Origin of the sequence: Companilactobacillus musae (assembly GCF_003967595.1) — a bacterium.
GTDB lineage: Bacteria > Bacillota > Bacilli > Lactobacillales > Lactobacillaceae > Companilactobacillus > Companilactobacillus musae.
This window is the reverse complement of the sequence record NZ_BIFW01000010.1, coordinates 43,697-68,435: the sequence shown is the minus strand read 5'-3', so window position 1 is coordinate 68,435 and position 24,739 is coordinate 43,697. Positions and strand designations below refer to the sequence as shown.

The following is a 24,739-nucleotide window of genomic DNA, read 5'->3' as shown; positions in this document are numbered from 1 at the left end:
GATTATTCTTAGTGACGAAGTCACTTAGAATAAGGCCGAGCTTGAAGACTGTTGGCAACGCCAAGAGGCTCCAAGTCATGCCCACTACGTTCCAGCCCAATTTTCTTTGTTGCGGAGGACGACAAACTTATACTGTAACCAAACTTGAGTAAGAGCCAAAAATAGCTGTTTACATTGTAGCAAATTTTTGGTGTTAGAGCGAAAGACAACTAAGCAAATTTGAACATACGTTCCGCAAATTAAAGCGATTACTTGTAGTAACCAAGTGTCTTAGCGACCTAAAAAATCTCAATCGAATTTTTTTCGATTGAGATTTATTTTGTTTAATATTTTTATTCCAAACCAACACGTTTGAAAATTTCGTCAACATTTCTTAAATGCCAGTGATAATCAAAAGCATCATCAAGGTCAGCATCGGATAATTTGTCAGTCACACGTGAATCTGCTTCAAGCATGGTTCTGAAATCTTTCTTTTCATCCCAAGCCTTGGCAGTCATTGGTTGCACAATATCGTAAGCTTGTTCACGAGAATAACCAGCTTCAACTAATTTCAACAAGACGCGCTGAGAGAAGATCAAACCATGAGTAAGATTCATATCTTCTATCATCTTATCAGGAAAAACAGTTAAATTCTTAGTAATCTTAGTAAATCTTCTCAAAATATAGTCAAGCAATTCAGTTGTATCAGGAACGATAACACGTTCAGCTGATGAATGTGAAATATCTCGTTCGTGCCACAATGGAACATCTTCCAAAGCTGTAAATGCATGGCCTCTGATGACACGTGCCAAACCGGTTACATTTTCTGAACCGATTGGATTACGTTTGTGAGGCATTGCTGATGAACCCTTTTGTCCGGCAGCAAAATATTCTTCAGCTTCACGGACTTCAGTTCTTTGTAGGTGACGTACTTCCAAAGCAAAACGTTCAATTGATGTAGCAATCAAAGCCATCGTTTGAATATATTCCGCATGAAGATCACGAGGAAGAACTTGTGTTGAAATTTCTTGGGCACGAATGCCTAGTTTATCACAAACAAATTTTTCTACGCTAGTTGGTACATTAGCATAACTACCAACTGCTCCACTGATTTTACCGGCTTCTACACCTTTAGCAGCATGATCAAAGCGTTCGATATCACGCTTAATTTCAGAATACCAATTAGCCAAAACTAAACCAAAAGTTGTTGGTTCGGCGTGAACTCCATGAGTTCTACCAATCATAACAGTATCTTTATACTTTAGAGCTTTTTCTTTAACTACTTCTAGAAATTCATTTAAATCTTCACGAATAATATCATTTGCTTGTTTCATTAAGTAACCATAGGCTGTATCGACAACATCAGTTGATGTTAAACCGAAATGAACCCATTTTCTTTCTGGTCCTAAGTAACGTGAAACATCTCTTGTGAAAGCAACTACGTCATGTTTAGTTTCCTTTTCGATCTCGGCAATCTCGGAAACGTCAAACTTAGCGTTTTGAGCAATCAGCTTAGCATCTTCAGCAGGAATCTCTCCCAGCTCACTCCAGCCTTCAACAGCAGCAATTTCTACCTCGAGCCAAGCTTGAAATCTGTTTTGGTCAGTCCAAATTGGTTTCATTTGTTCAGTTACATATCTATCAATCATGAATTATTCTACTCTCCAAATATTAGTTGTTAAGATATCATTTTTTAATTCTTCGACATCGTCTGAGAAAATTGAAATATATCCGACATCTCTGTCGGCTTGATTCTTAGCTTTAAAACCTGTGTAATAGTTAAATTTCCATTGAGCCTTTTCCTGTAATAGATCCAAACTCTGTGGCAAATTACCTTCAATGATCTTCAAAGTTGCCGCATTGACCATTGGAAAAATTTCAGGAATTGGCCAGTCGCAAATAGCTCTGATATGTAATTCAAATTGTGAAATGCCAGTAGCCTCTTGATAAACGTTGGCTGAATAATTGATTCCAGGAAAGATTCGTTTAACGTACAACACTCCTGATTGAGAAAGAATAAAACCTATCCCAAAAATTCCTACATAATCAATACTTTCAGCTACTTTCAAAGCAACTCGCTGCATTTCGGCTTCTACATCGGGATTATTCTTCTTGTAAATAAAAGAACTCATCAGATGCGTACCATCATAAATTTCTTGAATCATTGGGAACGTATGAATCTTTTTATCCTTGCTCTTACTTACCATAATGGAATACTCCGTTTTGGTATCGATCCAAGCTTCTAGGATATAAGTTCCATCTTGAAGTAACTTTTGAACCCGTTCCACATCATCATTATTGTAAAGAATATGACGTTTCAGAACTGTTTGATTTTTTTGAATTGGTTTCAAAATACAAGGGAACCCAATTTCTTCAACAGCCTTTTTAATATCATCAACCGTTACAATTGAAAAGAATGGTGGCACATTTATATTCAAATCATTCAAAAAAGTTCTTTCGATATAACGATCTTGCACGATTCCCAACAGATCAGATCCTTGAACAACATTAAATGTTTCTGATAATTGTTTGAGGAGTGTACTGTCGAAGTTTTCGTCCATATACAAAAGGAGGTCACTTCTATGGCCCAATTCACTTAGATTCTCGATGTTTTCTAGCGTACCGACTAAATAACTGTCTGCTGCTTGTGTCGCAATATCTTTTTCCTCATCTGTCAAAAGCATGGTCCTAAAACCCATTCGTTTGGCTTCAAGTTCAAAAATATAAGTCTCACTGCCGCCACCAATTATTCCTAAAGTTTTACCGGGCGCAATAAAAGTCATAATTCCACCTTCTTATTACTAATCGTCTTCTTCTTCAAAGACCACTTGTCCATTTTCAAAAGCCTTGATTCTAGCCAATGAATAAATGGGAGTACCTGACTTGTCGATCATTTGTCTTCCCTTTTGGAATGACTTTTCAATTACAATACCAATACCAGCAAGTGTTGCGCCAGCATCTTCAATAATTGTATTCAAGCCGTTAACAGCTTGACCGTTAGCCAAGAAATCATCAATGATCAAAACCTTATCAGAACTTGAGAGATATCTCTTATCAATACTGATATGATTGGAAGTCTTTTTTGTAAATGAATATACCTCTGATGTATACAAATCATCAGTCAATGTAACAGATTTGTGTTTTCTAGCAAAAACAACTGGAACTTGGAATTTTAAACCAGCCATAACGGCTGGAGCAATCCCTGAAGATTCAACTGTCAATATCTTATTGATACCTGCATCTTTAAAGTGATTGTAAAATTCTTCACCCATTTTTTCCATTAACATTGGGTCGACTTGATGGTTTAAAAAACTATCAACTTTAAGCACGTCCTTGCCTAAAACTCGACCATCTTTTCTGATTCTTTCTTCTAGTTCCTTCATTACTTTCTCCCCTATTTAATAGAATAATTAGAGTCTATCATACTTTGATTTTTACTTGATACCCTGATCGTACTTTTTAAGATTATATTTTTGTATAATCCGAATAATTTTACTTGTATAACCGGGATCAGTCGCATATCCATCAGCTTGTAAAGCAACAGCTGCATCAATATAATCCTTCGATTGAAGAACTTGCTTGTATTGCTGCGAATTCCACGAAGTACCATTGACTAACAGTTGAGTATGATCCTTCATCGACTCTCTAAAATCCGAATAAACCCGAAAACGACCGTTGATTGTTACCCACTGACCATCAGTATATTCCTTAGTCTGTAAAAGCTTTGTATTCGAAGGGTCCTCACCTTTGATACCAAAGTAATTATTATACTGGCTAGCCAAAGTACTGGTCCCCCAATTACTTTCTAATATTGCCTGTGCAATGGTGATACTTGGCAAAACTCCATACTCTTTACCAAGTTCAACTGCATATGGGGCTACTTTTTTAACGAAAGTACTGTGCTCTTGTTGGACCATTTCAACTTGCGTTTCACTTTTATACTGAACATATCTCCTGTATCCAAAAAAACTGATAACAAACACAAAGACGATTGCTAATAAAATAAAAGTCGTATTGTTGTTTTTATTACGTCGAGGATTTCTTCGACGTGCTGTATATCTCTTCTTTTGTGGCAATTGATCTATCCCTTTTAGTTTATTAACTCTAATTATAGCCGATAACTTTGAATATTTTATGATTTGAAAAATAAATTTAACAATTGACCATACATCACCAACAAAGCCGATTGAGCTGGAACACTGCGGGCACAGATTTGAAAAAGAGCTAAACCTTTTATTAAATAGTATATTTAATATTTTTTTTAGAAGAATAGTTCAACCAAGACACTAGAGCTAGCGTTTCTAAAACAGCTGAAAATATAAAAATACTCTTATAGCCTAAAATTGTTGCCATTCCGGCTGCTAACATTGGTCCTAAAACATTTCCTAAAGATTGTGCGGATTGATTATAACTAAAAACTCGTCCGAAAATTTCCTTTGGAACATTTCTAACCGTCAGCACTTGAATAGATGGAATCAATGCGGCGTCGGAAATTCCTAAAATAAATCTCAAAGTAATTAATTCCCAAACATTCTGAACCATACTAGTCAAAACCAAACAGACAATAGCCGATATTAAAAAAATAATCATACTTTTTAAGGCTCCCAATTTATCAATTAACCCACCAATAAGACCTGCCATCAAGATCGTCGCAAATCCCGGTGCTGCCGAAACGATTCCCGTAATAATAACTAAGTTAGAACCGTTAGGATCGAGTTCTCTGACCAGTAAACTAATCATAGGTGTAATTGCATTAGTAGTCGCTTGAATTGCTAAGAGTGACCCAAACAGAGCTACAAAGAAGCCCCAACCTATCTTTTTCATAATTGGCAATGCCGGACGCAATTCTTTTCTATTAATCGGTGTAAAATTTTCTTTCACTCCAATTAATGTGGTAAAAAAAACTAATGCCATTAAAAAACTAGTAATAAAAAATGCTCCTCTATAACCAAACCACGTAGCGAAAAGTCCACCGACCAAGGGTCCAATCAACGTTCCAGTGATACTCCCCGTAACCAATCTGCTCATTACGCGCCCTTGTATCTGTTTGGGAGCTGAAACTGACATCAAAGCATTTGCATTATTGATATATCCCGAAAAAGCACCTTGTAAACAACGAAAGACTAATAAAAACCAGACATTAGGAGATAACCCGACCATAAAGATGGTAAAAGTCATGACCCCGGAAGCCCTGAGACACATCAATTTTCTACCTTTAAGATCAGCTAATCTGCCCCATAAGGGTGAAACTAAACCCTTACTTAAATAGGTTAAAGAAAAAGCAGCCGCACCTAACAAATTTAATTCTGCCTTACTAAAATTACCTAAAGTATCAATAAACAGGACAATAAAAGGCAATGTCATCGCATTGCCCATATCCGTTATCAAACTTCCAAACCACAGTATCCTAAAATTACTTCTCCAATTTTCTTTTTGCATAATTATCCCCATTCCAACAACTTAATAATAAATATAGCGAAGGAATGTTTAGATATTGTAAATTTAAAGTAAAAAATTAGATACTAAAAAAGCTAACTCTTTCGAGTTAGCTTTTATTCAAAGTTTATTAACGATTTATAATTAGTCCTTAACAACGTTTGAAGCTTGTGGGCCACGATCTGAATCTTCGATATCGAATGTTACAGCTTGGCCTTCTTCAAGTGTCTTGTAACCGTCACCTTGGATAGCTGAGAAGTGAACAAATACGTCACTACCATCTTCGCGAGTGATAAAACCATAACCTTTTTCTGCGTTAAACCATTTAACTGTTCCGTGTTCCATTAGAGAATCCTCCTGATAAATAAAAAAATTTTTTGTGCATTATTTCGTGGTACATCATGGAAGAAAGTCTAAAGTACGAAACATTCAAACCATTCGAACCATTCACCATTCAAAAATACAACTATTATATTAACATGTTTGACCAATTATTTCAATCTACTTAGCGTAAAGTTTCTTTTACAAATACTTAAATTTCAACATCTCTTAAATAAGGAATCGAATTCTGAGCACCTTGGGTTTGAACTGTAATAGAAGATGCCTTACTAGCAAACATCATTGCTTCCTCGATATTACCTAAATCTGAATTTAGCTTTGAAGCTAAATAACCGATAAACGTATCACCAGCAGCTGTTGTATCAACTGTGTTAACTTTATAAGCATTAACGAAACCATTCTTTTCACCTTGTGAATAAAACGATCCATTAGCACCGACGGTTATTATAACATTCTTTACACCTAATGTATGCAATTTATTTGCAGCTTTTTCCATTGAAGGACGATCAGTGACCTTAATCCCAGTGATAGCTTCAGCTTCAGTCTCATTAGGAACAATAATATCTGTTAATTTTAGTAGTTCATCTGGAATATTAGTCTTTGCAGGAGCAGGATTCAAAATTGTTAAGACATTATTTTCTTTAGCAATTTTAAATGCTGCTACTGAAGTAGCCAAAGGTGTTTCAAATTCAGTTATCAAACAATCAGCATCTGCAATTGCATCGTGAGCTTCTTCAATGTCTTTTGTAGTGATAGTTTGATTAGCTCCACCATAAATCAAAATACTGTTTTGACCATTATCATCCAATAGAATATAAGCTTGGCCAGTACCAGCATTTTCATCTTGAGTAACATGTTCAATATTCAAACCATCGTATTTAAATGTGTCCAACATAAAATCAGCTGATCTATCCTGTCCAATTTTAGCAATGAATGATGTTTCAGCTCCAGCACGGACGGCCGCAATAGCTTGATTAGCACCCTTACCACCACCGGCAGTTGAACGATTACTCATTGCCATTGTTTCACCTGGTAATGGTAAACGTGCGATATTTAAAATAATATCTACATTAATAGAACCTAGTACAACTATTTTCTTCATAATTATTTAACCTCTAAAAGACAACTCCACTTTCAAGCAAAATATTTGAATAAGGTGTTTCCTCACCTGTTCTAATGAAGGCTTTAGTATCGCTCAAATCTTTCTTCATTTCTTCATGAGGAATGAATTCAATTGGTGTATCACCAACAATTTTTTTGACTGCGGCTAATTGCTCTGGATTTTGAGTTTTAATTTCTTCAGCTAAGTAAACCCTTTGAACCTCTAGTTCACTCAAAACATTTTCAAGTACTTGAATGAAACTTGGTAAGCCTGCTTCAACTGCTAAATCAATTTTTTCAGTTCCTGAAGGAACGGGCATCCCTGCATCACCGATACCAATTGTATCGAAATGTCCCATTTGGGCAATAACACGTGAGATATTTGAGTTGATAACTCTTGTTTTTTTCATGAAATTTTCACCTTTTTCTGTAATCGTTTGCAAAATTAATACTAACATGCACACTTATCTAAGTAAATATTTTATCAATATTGTCGCAATAGTCGCAAGTCCAGATTACTATTGCTCAAAAAGTAATAAAATTATATCCTAACAAAAGGGAGGATGATATTAGGGGTACTAAAGAGGCAAACATGAAACGAACAACTAAACTCAGCTTTTACTTTATTGTATTCCTTATCTTTGGACTAATTGGAATGTGGATGCCCTTACTAGGTGATGATTTAAATTGGGGCAACTACTTTGGCAGAAATTATTTTCCACAGGGAATATTTCTGAAATATGACGGTCGTTATCTTGGGGATATCTTAGTAATCGCTATGACCAAATTCAAGCCAATTGCTTTTATGGCTTATGGAACTTTCATGACTGTTATTGTTTATTTAATCCAAAAAATCCGTGAACAAATTTCTCCATCAAAATCCGTAGGATTAGTGTCAGCAACTTTAACAACTTTTTTTATTCTTCTGATGCCTCAATCCATTTTTAGACAAATATTAGGATGGCACTCAGGTTTCGCTAATTACGTACCTTCTGTGATTTTTCCATTGTTTATGATCTATCTAGTATTAAAAAACTACGACAATAAAGACATTCATTATTATCAATCAACCACTATATTGATCTTTTTAGCAGCCATTGCAGCTCAACTTTTTGCTGAACATGTAACTCTACTAAATGTCTTTAATAGTCTTTTGACCTGGTTATTTTTACGAAAGCATTTCGGTGATAAATTCAAAAAAATTCTCAACTATATCCTAGTTGGTAATGTTATCGGTGCTTTTCTAATGTTCACTAATGGTGCTTATATTAAAATTCTTTTGGGAAACGATTCTTACCGTTCAATCAAGGGATCTGCTAATTCTGAAACCATGATTAATTATCTTAGAACCCAATATTCGAGCAAATCCTTGTTAATTTTAATATTAGCAATTCTAACTTTTACAGTTGCCGTAATAATTTATAATTCTAGAATCAAAAACTTCAAACAAAAACTAGCTAATTTTTCATTATTATCATCTGGTTTTATTGTAGTTATTCCATTCCTTGTAGTATCTCCGTTTGGTTCCAGATGCATGTTTGCTACATATATATTCTTTGTAGCCATTTTCGTTATCAATTTAGATTTACTATTAGCGGCTTATGAAAAATATCTATTGCCTATACTTATCTTACTTATATTGAGTATAGGAACTCGAACGGTTGCAATATCTCATGATTATGGAAAGACATTTAATTTGCAAATTCAATATTCACTCTATCAAAATAACATTAATCGCCAAACCCAGTATTTACTAGAATACAAAAATGATGATTATATTTGGGAACCAGTTTCCATCCAAAAAGATAATAATTTTGCGGGATTATATATCCAAGATGGTACTCGGAAAAAGATTGCTATTAAATACTCTGATTGGAAAACTGCCTTAAACAAAATAAAAAGCCAAAAATTTAAAAATCATGATGATTATTTAAAGGCTTTCGATCAGCAAATAACAAAAATTTCATCTTAAGACCAGAAAAGGTTCTGTAATTATTTATTTAGATAATTACAGAACCTTTTCTATTATTTATTAAGCTTTAACATACTCATCAGTAGCCACACGACAATACTCTTGACCATTGATCAAAACAATTTGGTCAACTTTCCAATTGGTATCGGCCGCTAATTTTCTAGGAATAACATTTCCATTAGAATCATAAAGTGCTGTTTCTTCCGCTGCATGATATGTGGTAGTTACTGATGCAGCCTCAGTCGTATCAACGCTAACCCATTCATCTGTAGCAACTCGATACATTAATACGCCATTAATAATGGCCGTTCCATCAGTAGTCCAACTGCTATTGCTTGGTAAGTTTTTCCCTAAATCTTCTCCCAAAGAATTATAGAGTTCGGCTTTAGAACCTACACTTACAGTTGCCTTACTACTAAATGGTGAAAATACGACAGCATCAGCAATTGGCAAATATTCATTGGTTGCTACTTGGTAATAACCTTTACCATTAATAGCAACAATCTTACTGTACTTCCATCCCGTACTTGGAGCTACTCCATATCCAAGATCATCTCCGTTACCATCTACTAGATCACTATCAATATTATGAGTTCTAATAACTCCGCTTTCTGTAGAAACAGTGGCATCATAACTATCAGCTTCAATCCAATTGCCATAACCTACTAGGTAGAATAATTTTCCATCAATGGTTGTTGTAGCTTTGACACCAATACTCTTTAGTTCAGAATCTGACTTAGTTGTTCCAGTAACTTCTTGAACATCAACTGGAATTCTAGAATCAGAAATATCTGGTTCATCATTTTCTTTATTATCATTAACTGAAGTATTGCTTGATGAAGAACCCCCACTAGTAATTGCCTTACTATAAACCAAATTTACAACTTGGGGAGCTAGAGTATAAGCACCCTTTAAGATAGTCGTTGGACTGCTCAAACTGTAACCAGAAATATTACTATCAGATGTTAAATCAAAAGCATCGCCTACATTAGTTCCGGCAATTTGTTTTGTCATAGCTGTTCCATTAGCCATAATTGGTGTCCCGTCGGCATTCATATAATTGATAGTTACAGTTGGATGTGCTTGCCAGATAATTGGTTGACCATGAATGCCAAAATACATAAATGTATTATTTGTTCCATAAGTCTTTCTAATATAAGCATCAGGACTTTGAGAATATACATAACCAATATGTCCATATGTCAAAGCATTATTCGTTGAGTCAGGATTATCAATTCTATACTCACCATTACCCAAGTTAACTAGATTATCGTCAGCTAAATCTGCCTTAGGAACCGTTCCTGTAAAGTGATAAGTTGATGACAAATCTTCTCCATCAATACCCGTGAATGGCGCAGCTTTAAATGTTAAAGGCTGACCAATTACTCCATAAACCGGAGTAGGATCATAACTACCATCACCCAAAGAAATAATTGAAGCATCCGCGTCAGGATTAATTTCCTTCAAAGGAGAAAAATCAGTAATAGCTGCACTACCTAACTCAAGAAGAACACCGCCAGAAGTACCGTTGTTAACAAAATTAGTCAACCATGGTCCTAATTCCTTCAGTTGATCATCATCAATACCTGAATATGAAGAAACTGAATTGTCACCTGTTAACTCAACATAACTAGTTTTAGCAAGATTAATTTTAGTAAGTTGGGAAACATCAATTTGCTTAGCTTTAGGGTTACTAAAATTACCATCAATAATTAAATGAGCAAAATTAAGGTTATCCAAAGGCGTCAAAGTAGGATCTGCATTAGTATCTGAAGCTAATTTGGCTTGGAAATGTATTTGAGTAGTGCTAGGCAATAATTGAAAGTATTGCATGCCATTCAAACTTTCAACCGGCGTAGATTCTTGATCAGTCATTGAAGCTCCAGGTTGATTTTTTTGATTTAATTCATACAATGTCACACTAATTGAAATTAGTGGTACCTTTTTTGCCTTGATCATTCCAACAGTTAAATTATCCGTTGGTTTCAAACCAAAAGCCAACTTTGCGGCAGCCCCCAAAGTTGGATCAGTGAAGTTAACCACTGTGTCATCAGTTACATCACTAGGTATCGTATAAGAAATCGAACTTGTAGGTGTTGTTGCATTAATTGTCGTCCCTGTGGTACTTGTAGGATCAGCGGGACCTACAGGAGATGGAGATGTTGTCGTTCCACCTATTGTAATTGTGCTCGTGGTAGTAGTTGTTGTTGCTGTCGTACTACCAGTGGTTGAAGTCGTACTACTACTGCTTGGTTTACTTTCCGTTATAGTTCCAGTTGTTGTTCCAGTAGTTGGTGTGCTGCTAGTTGTAGTGCTTGGAGAGGCTGTTGTCGCACTCATAACCCCAGTTGTTGGTGTGCCGCTAGTTGTGGTGCTTGGTGAGGTTGTTGTCGCACTCGTGACTCCAGTAGTTGATGTGTCGCTAGTTGTGGTGTTCGAAGATGTCACCGTACTATTACCTGTAGCTGTACTAATCGGAGATGTTGTACCAGTAATTGATGTCGTTGTAGTGCTTGGTGCAACTGTTGATGAAGTTGCGGTAGTACTCGTGACTCCCGTCGATGCTATCGTTCCACTTGCTGTACTTGGCGATATTGTGGCAGTGCTCGTTGGTGTTGTAACACTACTTGTGGTTCCAGTAGATGTGCTTGGCAACATTGATGTACCGTTCACAGCACTTGACGTTGATGATACAGTTCCACTTGATGAAGTACTATCCGTTCCAGTAGTTGATACAGCCGTTGTACTGTCTGTAGAAGAGCTAGGTACAGCTGTTGTTGTGGTGACTGTCCCTATGGTATCAGCTTTTGTTACTTGTTCTGTTGATACAGTTGCTAAAATTGCTGAAGAAAATAATGTGACGCCTAAATAAATACATTTTTTATTTAATACCATATGAATCACTCCTCTTTTGTTTTTTCAAAGCACATCATAGGTCGTAACTATATGTATACCAAATAAATAGTATTGGCTATATTTTATATAGAATTAGCTTTATATCATTTATATCAGTGGTTTATAGAGTTTTAAGAATCAATAGACCAATTGTATGTATACGAAAGAATAAATATATATATTAATCCGATATTTAATTACATAAATATAGTCATTTTAGTTTATTCCAGATTTTGAAAAAGGTTCTTACGAAAACTGAATCAAAATATCTGCTAAATGATAGTAAACTACGAATTGTATTAAGGAATGACCTCATATAGATATTAGTTAAATTTTTAAGTGCATTTGGCAGTGTACATAAAAATTGATATGTATATAAAATAAAAAAAGATATCCATGGTCGGCATACCACAGATATCTTCAAATAATAATTCACACACAGCTTTAAAATATAAAATTAAATAGTAGCCTTAAAGGATTGTTCAACAACATCGTACATGGCAACGTACTCATCGGGAGCAATACGTAAAAAAGGCATACCGTTAGACGTATTTATTTCAGTATCAGTAGCCCACCGGCTATTTGGTTCTATAGATACGTTATTTTTTTGTACCAAATTATGCTGATAAACTCTTACAGGTTCATCAGCACCATCAAGTGATTGAACTTTAATGACCATGGGACGAACTTTATATGCAAAACTATCCTTTGAACTTAGAAATTGATTAGGTGCAACTTGGAAATAATCAGTTCCATTGATACTTTGAGTTTTGGCAACTTGCCAAGTACTATTGTCTTGGAGTGCAATATCAGTTTTGTTACCGTTTTGATCGTAGACTTGAGCTTCATTTACATCTACTTGGGCAAAGTCTCCCTTTTGAGTTACTGATTGGGCATTTACATCAGTAACTGAATTTGTAGCAGCTGTTAAAGCGCTTCCTGTACCTAATAAAGCACACACTAAAAACAAGATAGTTTTTTTCATTTTTCTGACCTCACTATAATATTAGTTCCCCGTGCGCAGCTATTTTTTGGCAGAAAAATAGCGTACACAAAAATTGATTTTGTAAATAAAATAAAAATATTAATAATTCACACAGTAGCTTATACATTTTCGGCATAATTATAAGCAACTACATAGTACAAGGATTTTGAATCAATTTCAACAACTTTTTGTCATTAAATTAGATATTTTTTTATAAAAAATTTTGTATATTCAATATCTTTAATTGCAAAAAACGTTATAACTCTTGATACTATTTACTTTTGTAGACACAACATATCATGAATATAAAAAAGATTATCTTTAATGTTCTTTAAAGATAATCTTTTTTTCTATATTCTTGATGTAAACGATTGTTGAATTACGTACCACATACCAACATATTCATCTGTCGCTACTCTGACAAACGGCATACCATCTGGCGTAGTAATAACTCGATCTGAATACCAGTAAGTACCTGGTGCTAATGCAACTTCAGAACTCTCAACAAATTTATGGTTAAAAACTGGAATATCTCCATCAGTATCAACTCTGATAACTTCAGGTCTGTCACGGTATACATAACTATCATTAGAGCTTAAATATTCATTCGTAGCAATCTGATAATAATCTGTTCCTTTGATATCAATTGTTCTCCCAAGATACCAATCGCTATTCTCTGATTCAGTTTTGTCTAAGTATTCCCCATCAACGTTATATACTTTAGCGGATGAAGAACTGACATCGACATAATACCCGCTAGTTACGGATTCAGCCTTGACAGTTTCAGTAGGTAAAAATGAAAATCCAATACCTAGCACGATTGCAAAAATCGCTACTATTACCTTTCTTCTCATTTTTTGTACTTCCTTAGTCTCCTTAGACTAAGTGAATAGTAATATGTTTAAACAATTTTAGCAATTACAAAGCTTATTTCTTTTTTTATAAAAAAAATCACCAGAAAATTTTCTGATGATTTGATTTATTTATTATTCATTTTTTCTAACAATTCTTGATTCTTGTTGGCTTTAGCCAAATAAAAAGCCAAATTATTGTGATCTTCATATTCCTGTCTATCGCCATCATTATTCTTTAATGAGTTGGCTGCGGCATAATTCAACTCATCCAAGAAATAAGAGACATGTTTTGTCTGAGCAAAGTTAATCCCTATTTGACTAAAGTCATATGACCTCTTATATAATTCCATATCATTAAATGAATTAGCCAAAGTCTTACAAATAAAGAGAATTTCCAAATCACTAGCATTTGAGATTACTGAATCATCATCAATAGAGTCATCGATCATTTGGAAATAATACTGGGCACGATCGTAATGTTTTTGACCTAGATAATTTAATCCTTTGAATAAGTACGAAAGCAAAGTATAAATATCATCTTTGCCTGACTTAGTAAGTTGTAGAACTTTATCTAAAGTAAATAATGAAGCATCAAAACGCCCCTTCAAATAATCCATCACACCGTTAACTAATTCATATTGTTTCATATCATTGTTACTCAATTTTCCTTCTAACAATGACAATCGGTCTTCAATATTATCAGTCTTCTTCAATAAAACATCATTTTCTATCGCATCCAGAATACTTTCCTCATTGGCAGAAGATTTATCCGAAAAATCACTAAACACATCATTCAATGTTAAGCCTAATTTCAAACAAATTTTAATCAGAATATTCACTGTTGGTGCGATATTATGCTTTTCAATTTTACTGATCGTATTTTGAGTACAAATATCGTTGGCTAGCTCAATTTGAGTCAAATTCATTTCTCGTCTTTTATTATAAATAATAGATCCAAGAAACAATGGCAACACACTCCCATCTTAATATCGTTATGACATTTATCAATAATACTATACCACCTCATAGAAAAATATATACACTTATAATAAATATAAAGTCTAAAAACTAAATATTTTTTTATGACATTTGCATGAGCAAAAAAAAAGCAGCTAGACAAAAATGTCTAACTACTTTAGTGATGCGGGTAAGAAGATTCGAACTTCCACGGAGGAAACCCTCCACAAGATCCTTAGTCTTGCGCGTCTGCCAATTCCGCCATACCCGCATGCAAATACTAGTATACAATTCGGCATAAAATTTATCAAGACGAAATTGTCATATCATGCAGATACTTCAATCTGCCACGACACTTGCCACAGACGTACTTTTGAAGATTCATTTTTCTTACTCTTTTATAAATATGATGACAATTAGTACATTCATATATATGATAATTTTTCTTTTTGGATATTGGTTGAATTGGAGAATATCTTGAACCACCAACTTGTTCCAACAACACTTTAAAACTACGATCCTTATGTTGTGCTGGTAGATCATCATTATACAAATGATAATGACATAATTCATGTTTGATAACGCCAATCAACTCCTGATATCCAAAATCCTGATATATCTTAGGATTAATATCAATATGTCTATCTTTTAGATGAAAACGGCCGCCAGTTGTTTTAAGCCGATTATTAAAATATGCTTGATGAATAAAAGGTTTCCCAAAATATTCTTGGGAAACCTTTTTTATTAATTCAGTTAATTCTCGATCAGTCATTAAGCTAGATTAGTTAACTTTTGAATTAATTTAGAAAACTTATCCATATATTCATCTTGCACTTTTTCAGCTTCATCAAATTTATGACGATCAACTTGTTTATTATCACCAATACTATCAGTCATATCAGCACAACCAGCAACGTAGTTTTTAAATGCTGAAACTAAAGAAATATGTGTCCCCATCAAACGTGCAGGAGCCTTACCTTTTTCTAGTTTAGCCAAAGTTGCTTGATAATTTTTTGTTCCCGTAGCAAAATCTTTTTGAATCTTTGTATATTCAACATCATCCATCTTGTCAACTTTACTACGATCAAGTGCATCACGTAATTTTTCAAATTCTGGATTTAATTTATCTTGTTCATCTTGAATTGATTGAACAGTATTGTTGATCAATTGACCATATTGCATTGCTCTTTTTTGTGCGGCATTCATAGTAATTACCTCTTATTTTCTTCTCGTGTTTTTTCGGTGTAAATATCTCTTTCAACAGTAAATCTTGGGCGTTGTTTAACTTCGCTAAAGATTTTTCCAACATACTCACCGATCACACTAATACTTATTAATTGTACACCACCAAGTGCCCAAATAGATATCATTAATGATGACCAGCCATCAACTACATTGCCATTGATTTTTTGTACAAAACTATATATCAATAGAACCAAACTGACAAAGACGATAACAAATCCTAACCCCATGATCAACTTAATAGGAACTATTGAAAATGAAGTGATTCCATCTATGGCAAATTTAATCATTTTCCGCAATGGATATTTAGATTCACCGGCAAATCTTTCCTTACGTGCATAGTAAACCTTAGCCGATTTGAAACCGATCAAAGGTACGATTCCTCGTAAAAATAAATTTCTTTCTCGATAACTAAGTAATACTTTGCAAGCACGTTGGCTCATCAAGCGATAATCGGCTGAATCCGGGACTAACTTAACACCCAAAAATCCCATGAATTTATAGAACAATTCTGCCGTATTACGTTTGAATTTCGTATCAGTATCGCGATTGTTTCTGACACCATAAACCACTTCTGCACCTTTAAGATATTCGTCCACCATCTTAGGAATGGCATTAACATCATCCTGCAAATCGGCATCTATCGTTATAACGGCATCAGAATCTTCAGACGCACTAGTAACACCAGCTAACAAAGCACCCTGATGACCAAAATTCCGACTTAACTTTACACCCGAAACAGTATTATATTTCTTCGAAAATTCGTCAATCAACTGCCAAGTCTTATCTTTACTGCCATCATCAACAAAAACTATCTTACTTGTTTTTGTTATTTTGGCACTATCGATCAAACCTTGAACAATTCCAGTCAATTCTTTAGTAGTTTCATGTAGAACTTCTTCTTCGTTATAACAAGGCACCACAATGCTCAATTTAAATAAATCAGACATTTGATTTCCCCCATCTTGATCTTGCCCAATCACAAATACTATACAATCCTAAACCGCCAAGTATTGCAATTACTGGTAAAAATTCTAGACGATATCGTCCTTGAACTTCAATTAATAATTGTACAACTGCATACGCCATTAATGGCAGAATAATCAAAAATATTTGCTTATTCAATTTCATTTTAAACAACTTCAACGAACCAAACCATGAAAGAATAATCAATCCTACTGACCCTAGATAACCTAACAATTTAACTAAATTACTTATCTTTAAGGAATGTATCGTTTCAAAACCAGTAAAATCAATCGTCGTTGATCTAGCGGCCCACATGGTCATGTTCTTATTCCAGAATAATTTCAACCAGCCATTAGTTGAATTCAAATTTTGAATATTTTCATGAATTATTTGATATTCTTTGGCACTCATCTTGGAACGACTAGTCTTAAGATCAAATCTATTTACCATTGCTTGATCATATGACCCATTTGAATTTGCATCTAGACCAATCACGAATTTCCACTCGGAATCTCGATTAGTTAATCCATATGAATTAAGACCTGAATTCTTAATAGCCATTCCAGCGCCAGTAAAGAGCAGTTCATAAATAACTAAAGTTATTAAAACTTTTCCAATAGCAGATAGATCAAACTTACCTTCGTGAATCACTAAATATAGCAAAGCGTAAACTACAATACCAGCAATCACTACAGGACCAATGGGTCGGATGATACTTCCTAAAGCTAGGGTAAGACCCGCTAAGGCATAAGACCAGTACTTATTCTTCATAATTAGATAAAATGTTAAAAGAAACAGCATCATCCCTAAATATTGATTATCAGCTTGACTGTTTAAAGCAAACCAATCTAAATCAATCATCAAAATAAAAACTGACAATCGAGCAAGTTTAACTTTATTAAAAATCTGCATTGAAATTAAATAAACTAGATACAAGATCAATACTTGATAAACAACATTTAGTAATTGAATTGCAATAACATGATGTCCAAAAACTTTAACTACTGTCATAACATAGACTAAAAATCCTGTTTGATAAGCCCATTTTGCAAAATAATCATTGTCATAATTAAATATTTTTTGTCCATCTAGTGCTTTCGGAGCTGTTCTCCAAAATGCCAAAAAATCACTAACTTGTTTCTGTGGCACAACTTTTAACCAAACAATTGCCACAATCGCAAAAACTAATAACATACTAATTAGAATCAAGCGATTCAAATTAGTATCGTCATCCCTAATTCGATAAAGCCAGTAACCAATGCCACCGACAAAAATAATTGCACAAAGAAAAACCAGTATGGCTAGTACTGGTTCAATCTTTAAATAATTAACTGTATAAAACTGTCCCATTTGTATCAATACAACAGTCGTAAAAATTGCTAAACAAGCAATAATTACTTTGCTAATAATACTTTGAAATTTACTTAGCATGTTACCCCTCTATACTTGCAAGTTTTTATATTCCTTCAAAAAACTGCCCAATTTTGAAAGACATTCAGAGATATTCTCCATGCTTGCTGCATAGCTGATTCTCAAATGACCTTCGCCACCGATACCAAAGAAACTACCTGGTAAGATTGCCAAATGTTCTTCTTCCAACAATTGATTAGCAAATTTTACATCATCCTGTTCATATTGTTCAGGAATCTTAATGAATAGATAAAATGCACCATCTGGATCTGGAGCTGTAAAGCCTAAATCTTTTAAGCCACCATACAATTTATCTCTTCTAGCTTGATATTGCTCTCTCATTGCAATTGGATCATCATAGCCGTTCGTATAAGCTTCAAGTGCCGCATACTGCGTAATTGAAGTAATAGATGTTGTCGCTAACTCATGAATCTTATTAATTTGAGAAATTACTTCCGCAGGTCCACAAACAACACCAAAACGCCAACCAGTCATAGCATGTGACTTAGACAAGCCATTCAAAAGAATCGTCTGTTCTGGCAAAATATTACCGAATGAAACATGCTTAAAATTATAAGTCAATTCACTATATATTTCGTCACTAACTACAAAAATATCGTGTTCTTTTAAGATATTTGCTAAAGCTTGTAATTCATCCTCAGTGTAACTAACCCCCGTTGGATTGCTTGGATAATTAAGCAAGAAAATCTTAATTCTAGGATTTGTTCTTAAAACTTCTGACAAAATTTCAGGTGTAACTTTAAATCCTGTCTTTGAAGTATCCAAGTAAACCGGTGATGCACCATTAAAATCAGCATCTGGGCCATAAATCGTAAATGCTGGTGAAGGAATCAAGACTTCGTCTCCATCCTGCAAAATTGCATTGAAAACGGAGAAAACTCCCTCAGTAACACCCGCAGTGGCAATTATTTGTGTTTCTGGATCATAATTTAAATCATATTTGTCGTGCAAATAGTTAGCTACGGCAACCAAAAGCTTATGATCACCTTCAGGAACTGTATAATGCGTTTGATCATTTTCGATAGCTGCAATAGCAGCTTTTTTAATATGATCAGGAGTATGAAAGTTGGGTTCGCCAACCGTCATATTAACAGCTCCTGGAATACTCTTTGCTCGAGCATTAAATTTAAAGATCTCTTGTTGTTTGATTGCAACCACAGATGGTTTCATAAGGGAGATTAAATCACTTTTCACTGTTAAACACCTCTTTTAAAAGAATACACTTAATTCTACCATATGATATTTTGTAAAAAAAAAGACATTCAAAAAATTTGAATGTCCAAATATGAAATCACTAATATTTGACTAATCATCAAATACGGTATAAGGAAGACGACGTTTATGTGCGGTTTTCTTGTACCAATTTTCAATTATTTCTGCATTTTCAGGAGCAATATCTTTTCCTTCAAGATAATCATCAATATCCCTGTAAGAAACTCCCAAAGCTTTCTCATCAGGAAGACTTGGACGATCTTCCTCCAAATCAGCAGTTGGAACTTTCTCATAAAGATTCTTAGGAGCATCAAGCTTAGCAAGCATCGACTTTCCCTGACGCTTATCTAAACGGAATAACGGCGTTACATCGGCAGCACCATCACCATATTTAGTATAGAAACCAGTAATATTTTCGGCCGCATGGTCAGTACCTACGACGACACCACTGTTTTCACCTGCAATAGCATATTGAGCAATCATTCTGGCACGTGCCTTGATATTTCCCTTATTAAAATCAGAAATTGTCAAACTATTATCTTCAATAGCCTTTACCATTGCATCAACACTATCTTTAATATTTACACGAACAACCTTGTCAGCTTTCATCCATTCGATAGCTTGCATACAATCAGATTCATCAGCTTGTTCCCCATATGGCAAACGAACAGCGATAAATTGGTAATCATTATTACCTGTTTCCTCACGTAATTCAGTAACAGCAATCTCTGAAAGTCTACCAGCCAAAGTGGAATCTTGACCGCCAGAAATACCTAAAACTAAAGTTTTCAAAAAACTATGTTGTTTTAAATATCTTTTTAAAAAATCAACTGAACGTCTAATTTCTGTTTCAGGTTCAATTTCTGGTTTAGTTTGTTCAAATTCAATAATTTCTTTTTGCAATGGTCTCATTTTAGTCACCTAATCTAATATTGTTTACATCATTTCTAATTTTTTCGATGTACTTCATCTTATGGCTGTAAAGCTTAGAAGACAAATCAACTGGATAAACTTGAGGATTCAAAATACGTTTGTATTCATCCCAAAGTGAATTCAAATTGTCAGCACAATACTTTCTGATATCTTTAACATTTGGCAAATCATAAACTAACTTTCCATTAGTAAAGATATCATGTAATAAAGGTTTAGCCTGAAAGTCTTCAACGGTCTTGTTGATGTAAGTATATTGTGGATGGAACATATAAAGTGAACTATGTTCTCTAGGATCTTCATTCCAGAAGGTTACATAATCACCTTCTGATTTATCATTTTTTTCATTATTTGTAATTCTCCAAACCTGCTTTTTACCAGGTGTAGAGATCTTAGCTGCATTACTAGAAAGCTTCAAAGTATCCATCATATTGCCTTTGGCATCTTCAATGCTTACCATCTTATAAACAGCACCTAGAGCTGGTTGATCAAAAGCAGTAATAACTTTGGTACCAATACCCCAAACATCGATCTTAGCGTCTTGCATCTTCAAATTAAGAACAGTCTTCTCATCAAGATCGTTAGAAGCATAGATTTTAGCATTAGGAAAACCAGCTTCATCAAGTTGTTTTCTAACACGCTTAGAGATATAAGCCATATCCCCAGAATCAATTCTAACACCTAAGAAATTGATCTTATCGCCCATCTCACGGGCTACCTTAATGGCACTTGGAACCCCACTCTTCAAAGTATCGTAAGTATCAACTAAGAAGACACAATCCTTATGAGTTGTTGCGTAAGCTTTGAAAGCAGCATATTCATTACGATAAGTTTGTACCAAAGCATGCGCATGAGTTCCTGAAATTGGGATACCAAACAACTTACCAGCTAAAACATTACTTGTAGCATCAAACCCGGCAATATAAGCGGCACGAGTACCCCAAATAGCAGCGTCAACTTCTTGAGCACGACGTGAACCAAATTCCATAACGGGATCATCACCACAAACAGTCTTAATACGAGCTGCCTTTGTAGCAATAAGTGTTTGGAAGTTAACCATATTTAAAATGGCCGTTTCAATCAATTGACACTGTGCTAAAGGTCCCTCAACTTGAAGGATAGGTTCTTCATTGAAAACCAAATCACCCTCTAGTGCTGAGCGCACAGTGCAACTGAATTTCATATCTTTTAACCAGTGTAAAAACTCCTCATCGAATTCACCATCTTCACGTAAATAATCGATATCAGAATCTGAAAAGCTTAAATTTTTAAGATAATTGACAACATGTTCCAATCCGGCAAAAACGGCAAATCCATTATCAAAAGGCAAGCTTCTGAAGTAAACTTCAAAAACAGCCCGACGATTATGCAAACCTTTCTTCCAGTATGTATACATCATATTTAGTTCATAATAATCTGTATGCAAAGTTAAATCTTCATTTTGAAATTGAGTCATTATTGCTCCCTTATTAATTTGATGTTATCAGGTATATTTTACCCTAATTAGCAATCAATGTCGCTTCGTAACCCGCATGTACCTTACCTGCCAATTTTTCAATTGAATAGTTATCTCTAACTTCTTGATACAATGCTAATCCCTTTCGATCTAAGTTGCCATCCTTCCAAAATGCATGTGCATCATTCAAGGCAGCAATTAATGCTTGTTCATTATCCGATTCAACTAACCAGCCAGTTTCATCGTTAATAATTTTATTGGTAGCACCAACGTTTGTGGCAATCACTGGCTTTCCATAAGCTGCCGATTCCAAGTAAACTGTTGGTAAACTTTCAGATTTAGAAGTTAGTATTGAAACATCACATTCTTGATAAAAATCGCCTGTATTTTCTCGAAAACCGACGAATTCAACTTTATCTTTTAAGCCTAATTCCTTAACCAAATTACGCAGATCATCCATCAATGGACCATCACCAACTAATGTCAAACGGAAATTAAACTTCACTTTACTCAAAGCCTCTAGTAACAAACGATGATTCTTAACTTCAACCAAACGTGCTACTTCCAACAAACTGAAAGTTGATTGACGATTGAAACGAGGATTGATTCCTGAAAAATCAATTGCATTGAAAACTTCATAGGTTTTATCTGTTGAGATTTTCAAGGATTCAAAATAATCTTCCAAATCAGGATTCATGTAGAAAAGTGAATCAGCTTGCTTTAGAGCGTGTAGATTTAATTTGAGCATAACCTTACCTTTTAGTCCGGAAAAGTCAATACGAGGATCAGAATGCACTGTTATGACCCATTTAGCATTAATTTTCTTCCGAATCAAAGAAACAATATAATTGGCCCGTGGCCCATGGGTATGAACAATATCGAATTTGTTATTATTGATATATTGAGCTAACGGTTTTAGAATCGATAAGTCGAATCGTTGCTTTTGCTTCATCACTGAAACACTTAAACCATTTTCTCGAGCCATTTTGGAAACTGGACCTTCCTGAAAAGTCAGCAAGGTACTTTCTTCACCAGTTAACTTTTGACCTTTCATCAGGTTAACAATATAAGTACGAGCTCCACCGTCTTCATTACCGGCATTAATATGTAAAACCCTCATTAAGACACCTCTCAAATTAATCTTTCTCGTGTATAATAATACATTAAAGGAGAACGCCATGCACAAAAATAGAGTAAATATTTTAGGTACAGAGTTTGATAACTTTACTGAAAAACAATTTCATAAATATTTGGATGACGACCTTGACCTTAAAGCTAATAAGTTCATCGTAACACCGAATCCTGAAATTGTTCTTTCAGCTAGAAAAGATAGCAATTTTTCAAAAATTGTCAATAACGCAGATTACGTTATTCCTGATGGAATTGGTATCATTAAAGGTGCCAAAAGCCTTGGTACACCTATTCATGAAAGAATTACGGGATTCGATACCCTACAATATCTAATTTCAGCAGCAAATCGCAAACAATTAAAAGTTTATTTACTTGGCGCTAAGCCTGAAGTTATCCAAGCAAGTGCTGAAAAAATAAAAAATGATTATCCTCAAGTCGACTTGGTTGGTTTTCATGATGGTTATTTCAAAGATGAATCTGAAATAGTAACTGAGATTTCTGAAAAGAAACCTAATATTGTTTTAGTTGCTTTGGGTTCACCTAAACAAGAAGTCTTTATTAACAAGTATCGTAATAGTGCTGATGCAATTTGGATCGGTGTCGGTGGTAGTTTCGACGTTTTCTCTGGAACTAAGAAACGTGCCCCTAAAATCGTTCAAAAGTTGAATTTGGAATGGCTCTATCGTTTAGTAAAAGAACCAACACGTATTGGTAGAATGACAGCTATTCCTAAATATATGAATTTGATTAACAAAGAAAAGAAAAACAAAGGGTAATTAACTTTGCCGTCCTCCACAACAATCAAATATTAAAAGGCAGTATCTATAAGATTCATGGTATACATTTATACCTGAATTTTAAATAGACACTGCCTTTTTATTTCTCAAAATTTAATTAACAATACTAAAAACCGATTTCCAGTCAAAAGTAAAATCTCTGCAGACAACCGCATCCTTCAATAAACTATTTAATACCTGTGGCAAAGTCGGCGATATATTCTGAGTTATCTTTCAAGTTAAGACCACTGTTAATCGTTACATCACCAAGCCAAACATATTCGTTTGATGAAATTTGTCCCCAGTATGAGCCATACTTATTAACTACTAATTTAGAAACCTTCCAAGCTGAACCAGCTGGTAATGTTTGATCATATGAATTTGTAGCATAATTATAAGCTTTAGTAGCAACATTGGTTGTGGCAATTAAACCATTATTTGGTGTAGGAGCTACATAAGTGTTGTCATTAGTTGTTGTAGTGTTAATTTTAACAACTAATGATATGACATAAGAATTAGTGGCAACTTGATAATAGTCATTACCATTAATACTCTTAGTTTCACCTAATTTCCATGATGATCCAGCATCAAGAACTGTTCCTGTTTGATTACCATTAGCGTCGACTACTTTAGCAGCAGCAGTCAATGTTCCAGTCTTACCAGCTACATTAGTAGTTGTTGTGTCATTATTTGTATCAGTAGTATCTGTAGTTGAATTATCTACAACATTCATGTTTGTTGAAAGTGCATATTCATCAGTAGATACTTGATAATAAGTATTGCCGTTAATATTGATGATCTTACCTAATTGCCAATCAGTGTTAGCAGCAAGTCCACGATTTTGAATAGCCTTACCAGTTGAATCAACTAGACTAGTTATAGTGTTAGTACGACCAACCAATTTAGTTGCAGCTTGTGAGTTTTGTTGTGAAAACGAAAGTACTGATGGTGCCAATAGAATTAATGCTGATGTGATAAAAATGTTTCTTTTTTTCACGTTTATTTCCTCTTTTTGATGTGTTTTTGTATGATACACTTCTTGATTGTACACTATGAAATCAACGATTCAAGAGTATA

The 24,739-nt window shown here is 34.5% G+C and carries 24 protein-coding genes and 1 tRNA gene; 3 read left to right on the top strand and 22 right to left on the bottom strand.

What is annotated here, in order from left to right; genetic code table 11:
* Positions 1-332 precede the first annotated feature (332 nt).
* The 8 genes from purB to rbsD all read right to left on the bottom strand — a co-directional run bounded on the left by purB (position 333) and on the right by rbsD (position 7,265).
* A complete protein-coding gene (purB, locus tag LAB100_RS10555) occupies positions 333-1,628 on the bottom strand; it encodes an adenylosuccinate lyase (protein ID WP_119327049.1) in 1,296 nt (431 codons plus the stop codon).
* Positions 1,629-1,631: 3 nt separating this feature from the next.
* Positions 1,632-2,762: an ATP-grasp domain-containing protein gene (locus tag LAB100_RS10550; RefSeq protein ID WP_119327050.1), complete on the bottom strand. Its 1,131-nt coding sequence runs from the start codon at positions 2,760-2,762 to the stop codon at positions 1,632-1,634.
* A gap of 18 nt (positions 2,763-2,780) precedes the next feature.
* A complete protein-coding gene (locus LAB100_RS10545; RefSeq protein ID WP_119327051.1) occupies positions 2,781-3,362 on the bottom strand; it encodes a xanthine phosphoribosyltransferase in 582 nt (193 codons plus the stop codon).
* 51 nt (positions 3,363-3,413) lie between these two features.
* Positions 3,414-4,055, bottom strand: coding sequence for a glycoside hydrolase family 73 protein (locus LAB100_RS10540; protein ID WP_119327052.1), 642 nt, complete (start codon positions 4,053-4,055; stop codon positions 3,414-3,416).
* Between the two features lie 160 nt (positions 4,056-4,215).
* Positions 4,216-5,418 (bottom strand): MFS transporter, encoded by a 1,203-nt coding sequence (locus tag LAB100_RS10535; RefSeq protein WP_119327053.1) that lies wholly within the window; start codon positions 5,416-5,418, stop codon positions 4,216-4,218.
* Positions 5,419-5,559: 141 nt separating this feature from the next.
* A complete protein-coding gene (locus LAB100_RS10530) occupies positions 5,560-5,760 on the bottom strand; it encodes a cold-shock protein (protein WP_010020786.1) in 201 nt (66 codons plus the stop codon).
* A 187-nt stretch (positions 5,761-5,947) separates the two neighbouring features.
* A complete protein-coding gene (rbsK, locus tag LAB100_RS10525; protein ID WP_119327054.1) occupies positions 5,948-6,856 on the bottom strand; it encodes a ribokinase in 909 nt (302 codons plus the stop codon).
* Positions 6,857-6,869: 13 nt separating this feature from the next.
* The gene (gene rbsD / locus LAB100_RS10520; RefSeq protein ID WP_119327055.1) at positions 6,870-7,265 is read right to left on the bottom strand and encodes a D-ribose pyranase; all 396 of its coding nucleotides are present in this window, start codon (positions 7,263-7,265) and stop codon (positions 6,870-6,872) included.
* 182 nt (positions 7,266-7,447) lie between these two features.
* Here rbsD and LAB100_RS10515 point away from each other — a divergent pair, with 182 nt between their 5' ends.
* Complete coding sequence (locus LAB100_RS10515; RefSeq protein ID WP_119327056.1) at positions 7,448-8,827, top strand: DUF6056 family protein; 1,380 nt, start codon at positions 7,448-7,450, stop codon at positions 8,825-8,827.
* Positions 8,828-8,887: 60 nt separating this feature from the next.
* Here LAB100_RS10515 and LAB100_RS10510 read toward each other — a convergent pair whose 3' ends face one another.
* Positions 8,888-11,275, bottom strand: a complete 2,388-nt coding sequence (locus LAB100_RS10510; RefSeq protein ID WP_162894245.1) for an SLAP domain-containing protein — start codon at positions 11,273-11,275, stop codon at positions 8,888-8,890.
* Here LAB100_RS10510 and LAB100_RS11600 point away from each other — a divergent pair.
* Positions 11,256-11,699: a hypothetical protein gene (locus LAB100_RS11600; protein WP_162894246.1), complete on the top strand. Its 444-nt coding sequence runs from the start codon at positions 11,256-11,258 to the stop codon at positions 11,697-11,699. The two genes, LAB100_RS10510 and LAB100_RS11600, sit on opposite strands and share 20 nt — an antisense overlap.
* 480 nt (positions 11,700-12,179) lie before the next feature.
* Here LAB100_RS11600 and LAB100_RS10505 read toward each other — a convergent pair whose 3' ends face one another.
* The 12 genes from LAB100_RS10505 to LAB100_RS10450 all read right to left on the bottom strand — a co-directional run bounded on the left by LAB100_RS10505 (position 12,180) and on the right by LAB100_RS10450 (position 22,875).
* Complete coding sequence (locus tag LAB100_RS10505; protein WP_119327058.1) at positions 12,180-12,707, bottom strand: SLAP domain-containing protein; 528 nt, start codon at positions 12,705-12,707, stop codon at positions 12,180-12,182.
* Positions 12,708-13,057: 350 nt separating this feature from the next.
* Positions 13,058-13,561 carry an SLAP domain-containing protein gene (locus LAB100_RS10500; RefSeq protein WP_119327059.1) on the bottom strand — a complete coding sequence of 168 codons (504 nt, stop codon included), beginning with the start codon at positions 13,559-13,561 and terminating at the stop codon, positions 13,058-13,060.
* A gap of 125 nt (positions 13,562-13,686) precedes the next feature.
* Positions 13,687-14,535 carry a helix-turn-helix domain-containing protein gene (locus tag LAB100_RS10495; RefSeq protein ID WP_281274001.1) on the bottom strand — a complete coding sequence of 283 codons (849 nt, stop codon included), beginning with the start codon at positions 14,533-14,535 and terminating at the stop codon, positions 13,687-13,689.
* A 168-nt stretch (positions 14,536-14,703) separates the two neighbouring features.
* Positions 14,704-14,789: transfer RNA gene (locus LAB100_RS10490), tRNA-Leu, on the bottom strand.
* A 36-nt stretch (positions 14,790-14,825) separates the two neighbouring features.
* A complete protein-coding gene (locus LAB100_RS10485) occupies positions 14,826-15,290 on the bottom strand; it encodes a SprT family protein (RefSeq protein WP_119327061.1) in 465 nt (154 codons plus the stop codon).
* Positions 15,290-15,724, bottom strand: coding sequence for a hypothetical protein (locus tag LAB100_RS10480; RefSeq protein WP_119327062.1), 435 nt, complete (start codon positions 15,722-15,724; stop codon positions 15,290-15,292). The genes LAB100_RS10485 and LAB100_RS10480 overlap by 1 nt, the downstream gene beginning before the upstream one ends.
* Positions 15,725-15,729: 5 nt before the next feature.
* Positions 15,730-16,710 carry a glycosyltransferase family 2 protein gene (locus LAB100_RS10475; RefSeq protein ID WP_119327063.1) on the bottom strand — a complete coding sequence of 327 codons (981 nt, stop codon included), beginning with the start codon at positions 16,708-16,710 and terminating at the stop codon, positions 15,730-15,732.
* Entirely contained in the window at positions 16,703-18,157 is a 1,455-nt protein-coding gene (locus LAB100_RS10470) for a glycosyltransferase family protein (RefSeq protein WP_119327064.1), read from the bottom strand. Before LAB100_RS10470 ends, LAB100_RS10475 begins: the two co-directional genes overlap by 8 nt.
* A 9-nt stretch (positions 18,158-18,166) precedes the next feature.
* Positions 18,167-19,351, bottom strand: a complete 1,185-nt coding sequence (locus LAB100_RS10465) for an aminotransferase class I/II-fold pyridoxal phosphate-dependent enzyme (RefSeq protein WP_119327065.1) — start codon at positions 19,349-19,351, stop codon at positions 18,167-18,169.
* A gap of 111 nt (positions 19,352-19,462) precedes the next feature.
* Positions 19,463-20,281, bottom strand: coding sequence for an NAD(+) synthase (nadE, locus tag LAB100_RS10460; RefSeq protein ID WP_119327066.1), 819 nt, complete (start codon positions 20,279-20,281; stop codon positions 19,463-19,465).
* A gap of 1 nt (position 20,282) precedes the next feature.
* Positions 20,283-21,755 carry a nicotinate phosphoribosyltransferase gene (locus tag LAB100_RS10455; RefSeq protein ID WP_119327067.1) on the bottom strand — a complete coding sequence of 491 codons (1,473 nt, stop codon included), beginning with the start codon at positions 21,753-21,755 and terminating at the stop codon, positions 20,283-20,285.
* 43 nt (positions 21,756-21,798) lie between these two features.
* Positions 21,799-22,875, bottom strand: a complete 1,077-nt coding sequence (locus LAB100_RS10450) for a glycosyltransferase (RefSeq protein ID WP_119327068.1) — start codon at positions 22,873-22,875, stop codon at positions 21,799-21,801.
* A 58-nt stretch (positions 22,876-22,933) separates the two neighbouring features.
* On the opposite strand from LAB100_RS10450, the gene LAB100_RS10445 reads away from it, so the two are divergent.
* Complete coding sequence (locus tag LAB100_RS10445; protein WP_119327069.1) at positions 22,934-23,662, top strand: WecB/TagA/CpsF family glycosyltransferase; 729 nt, start codon at positions 22,934-22,936, stop codon at positions 23,660-23,662.
* A gap of 187 nt (positions 23,663-23,849) precedes the next feature.
* On the opposite strand, the gene LAB100_RS10440 is transcribed toward LAB100_RS10445, so the two are convergent.
* Positions 23,850-24,659 carry an SLAP domain-containing protein gene (locus LAB100_RS10440; RefSeq protein WP_119327070.1) on the bottom strand — a complete coding sequence of 270 codons (810 nt, stop codon included), beginning with the start codon at positions 24,657-24,659 and terminating at the stop codon, positions 23,850-23,852.
* Positions 24,660-24,739 lie beyond the last annotated feature (80 nt).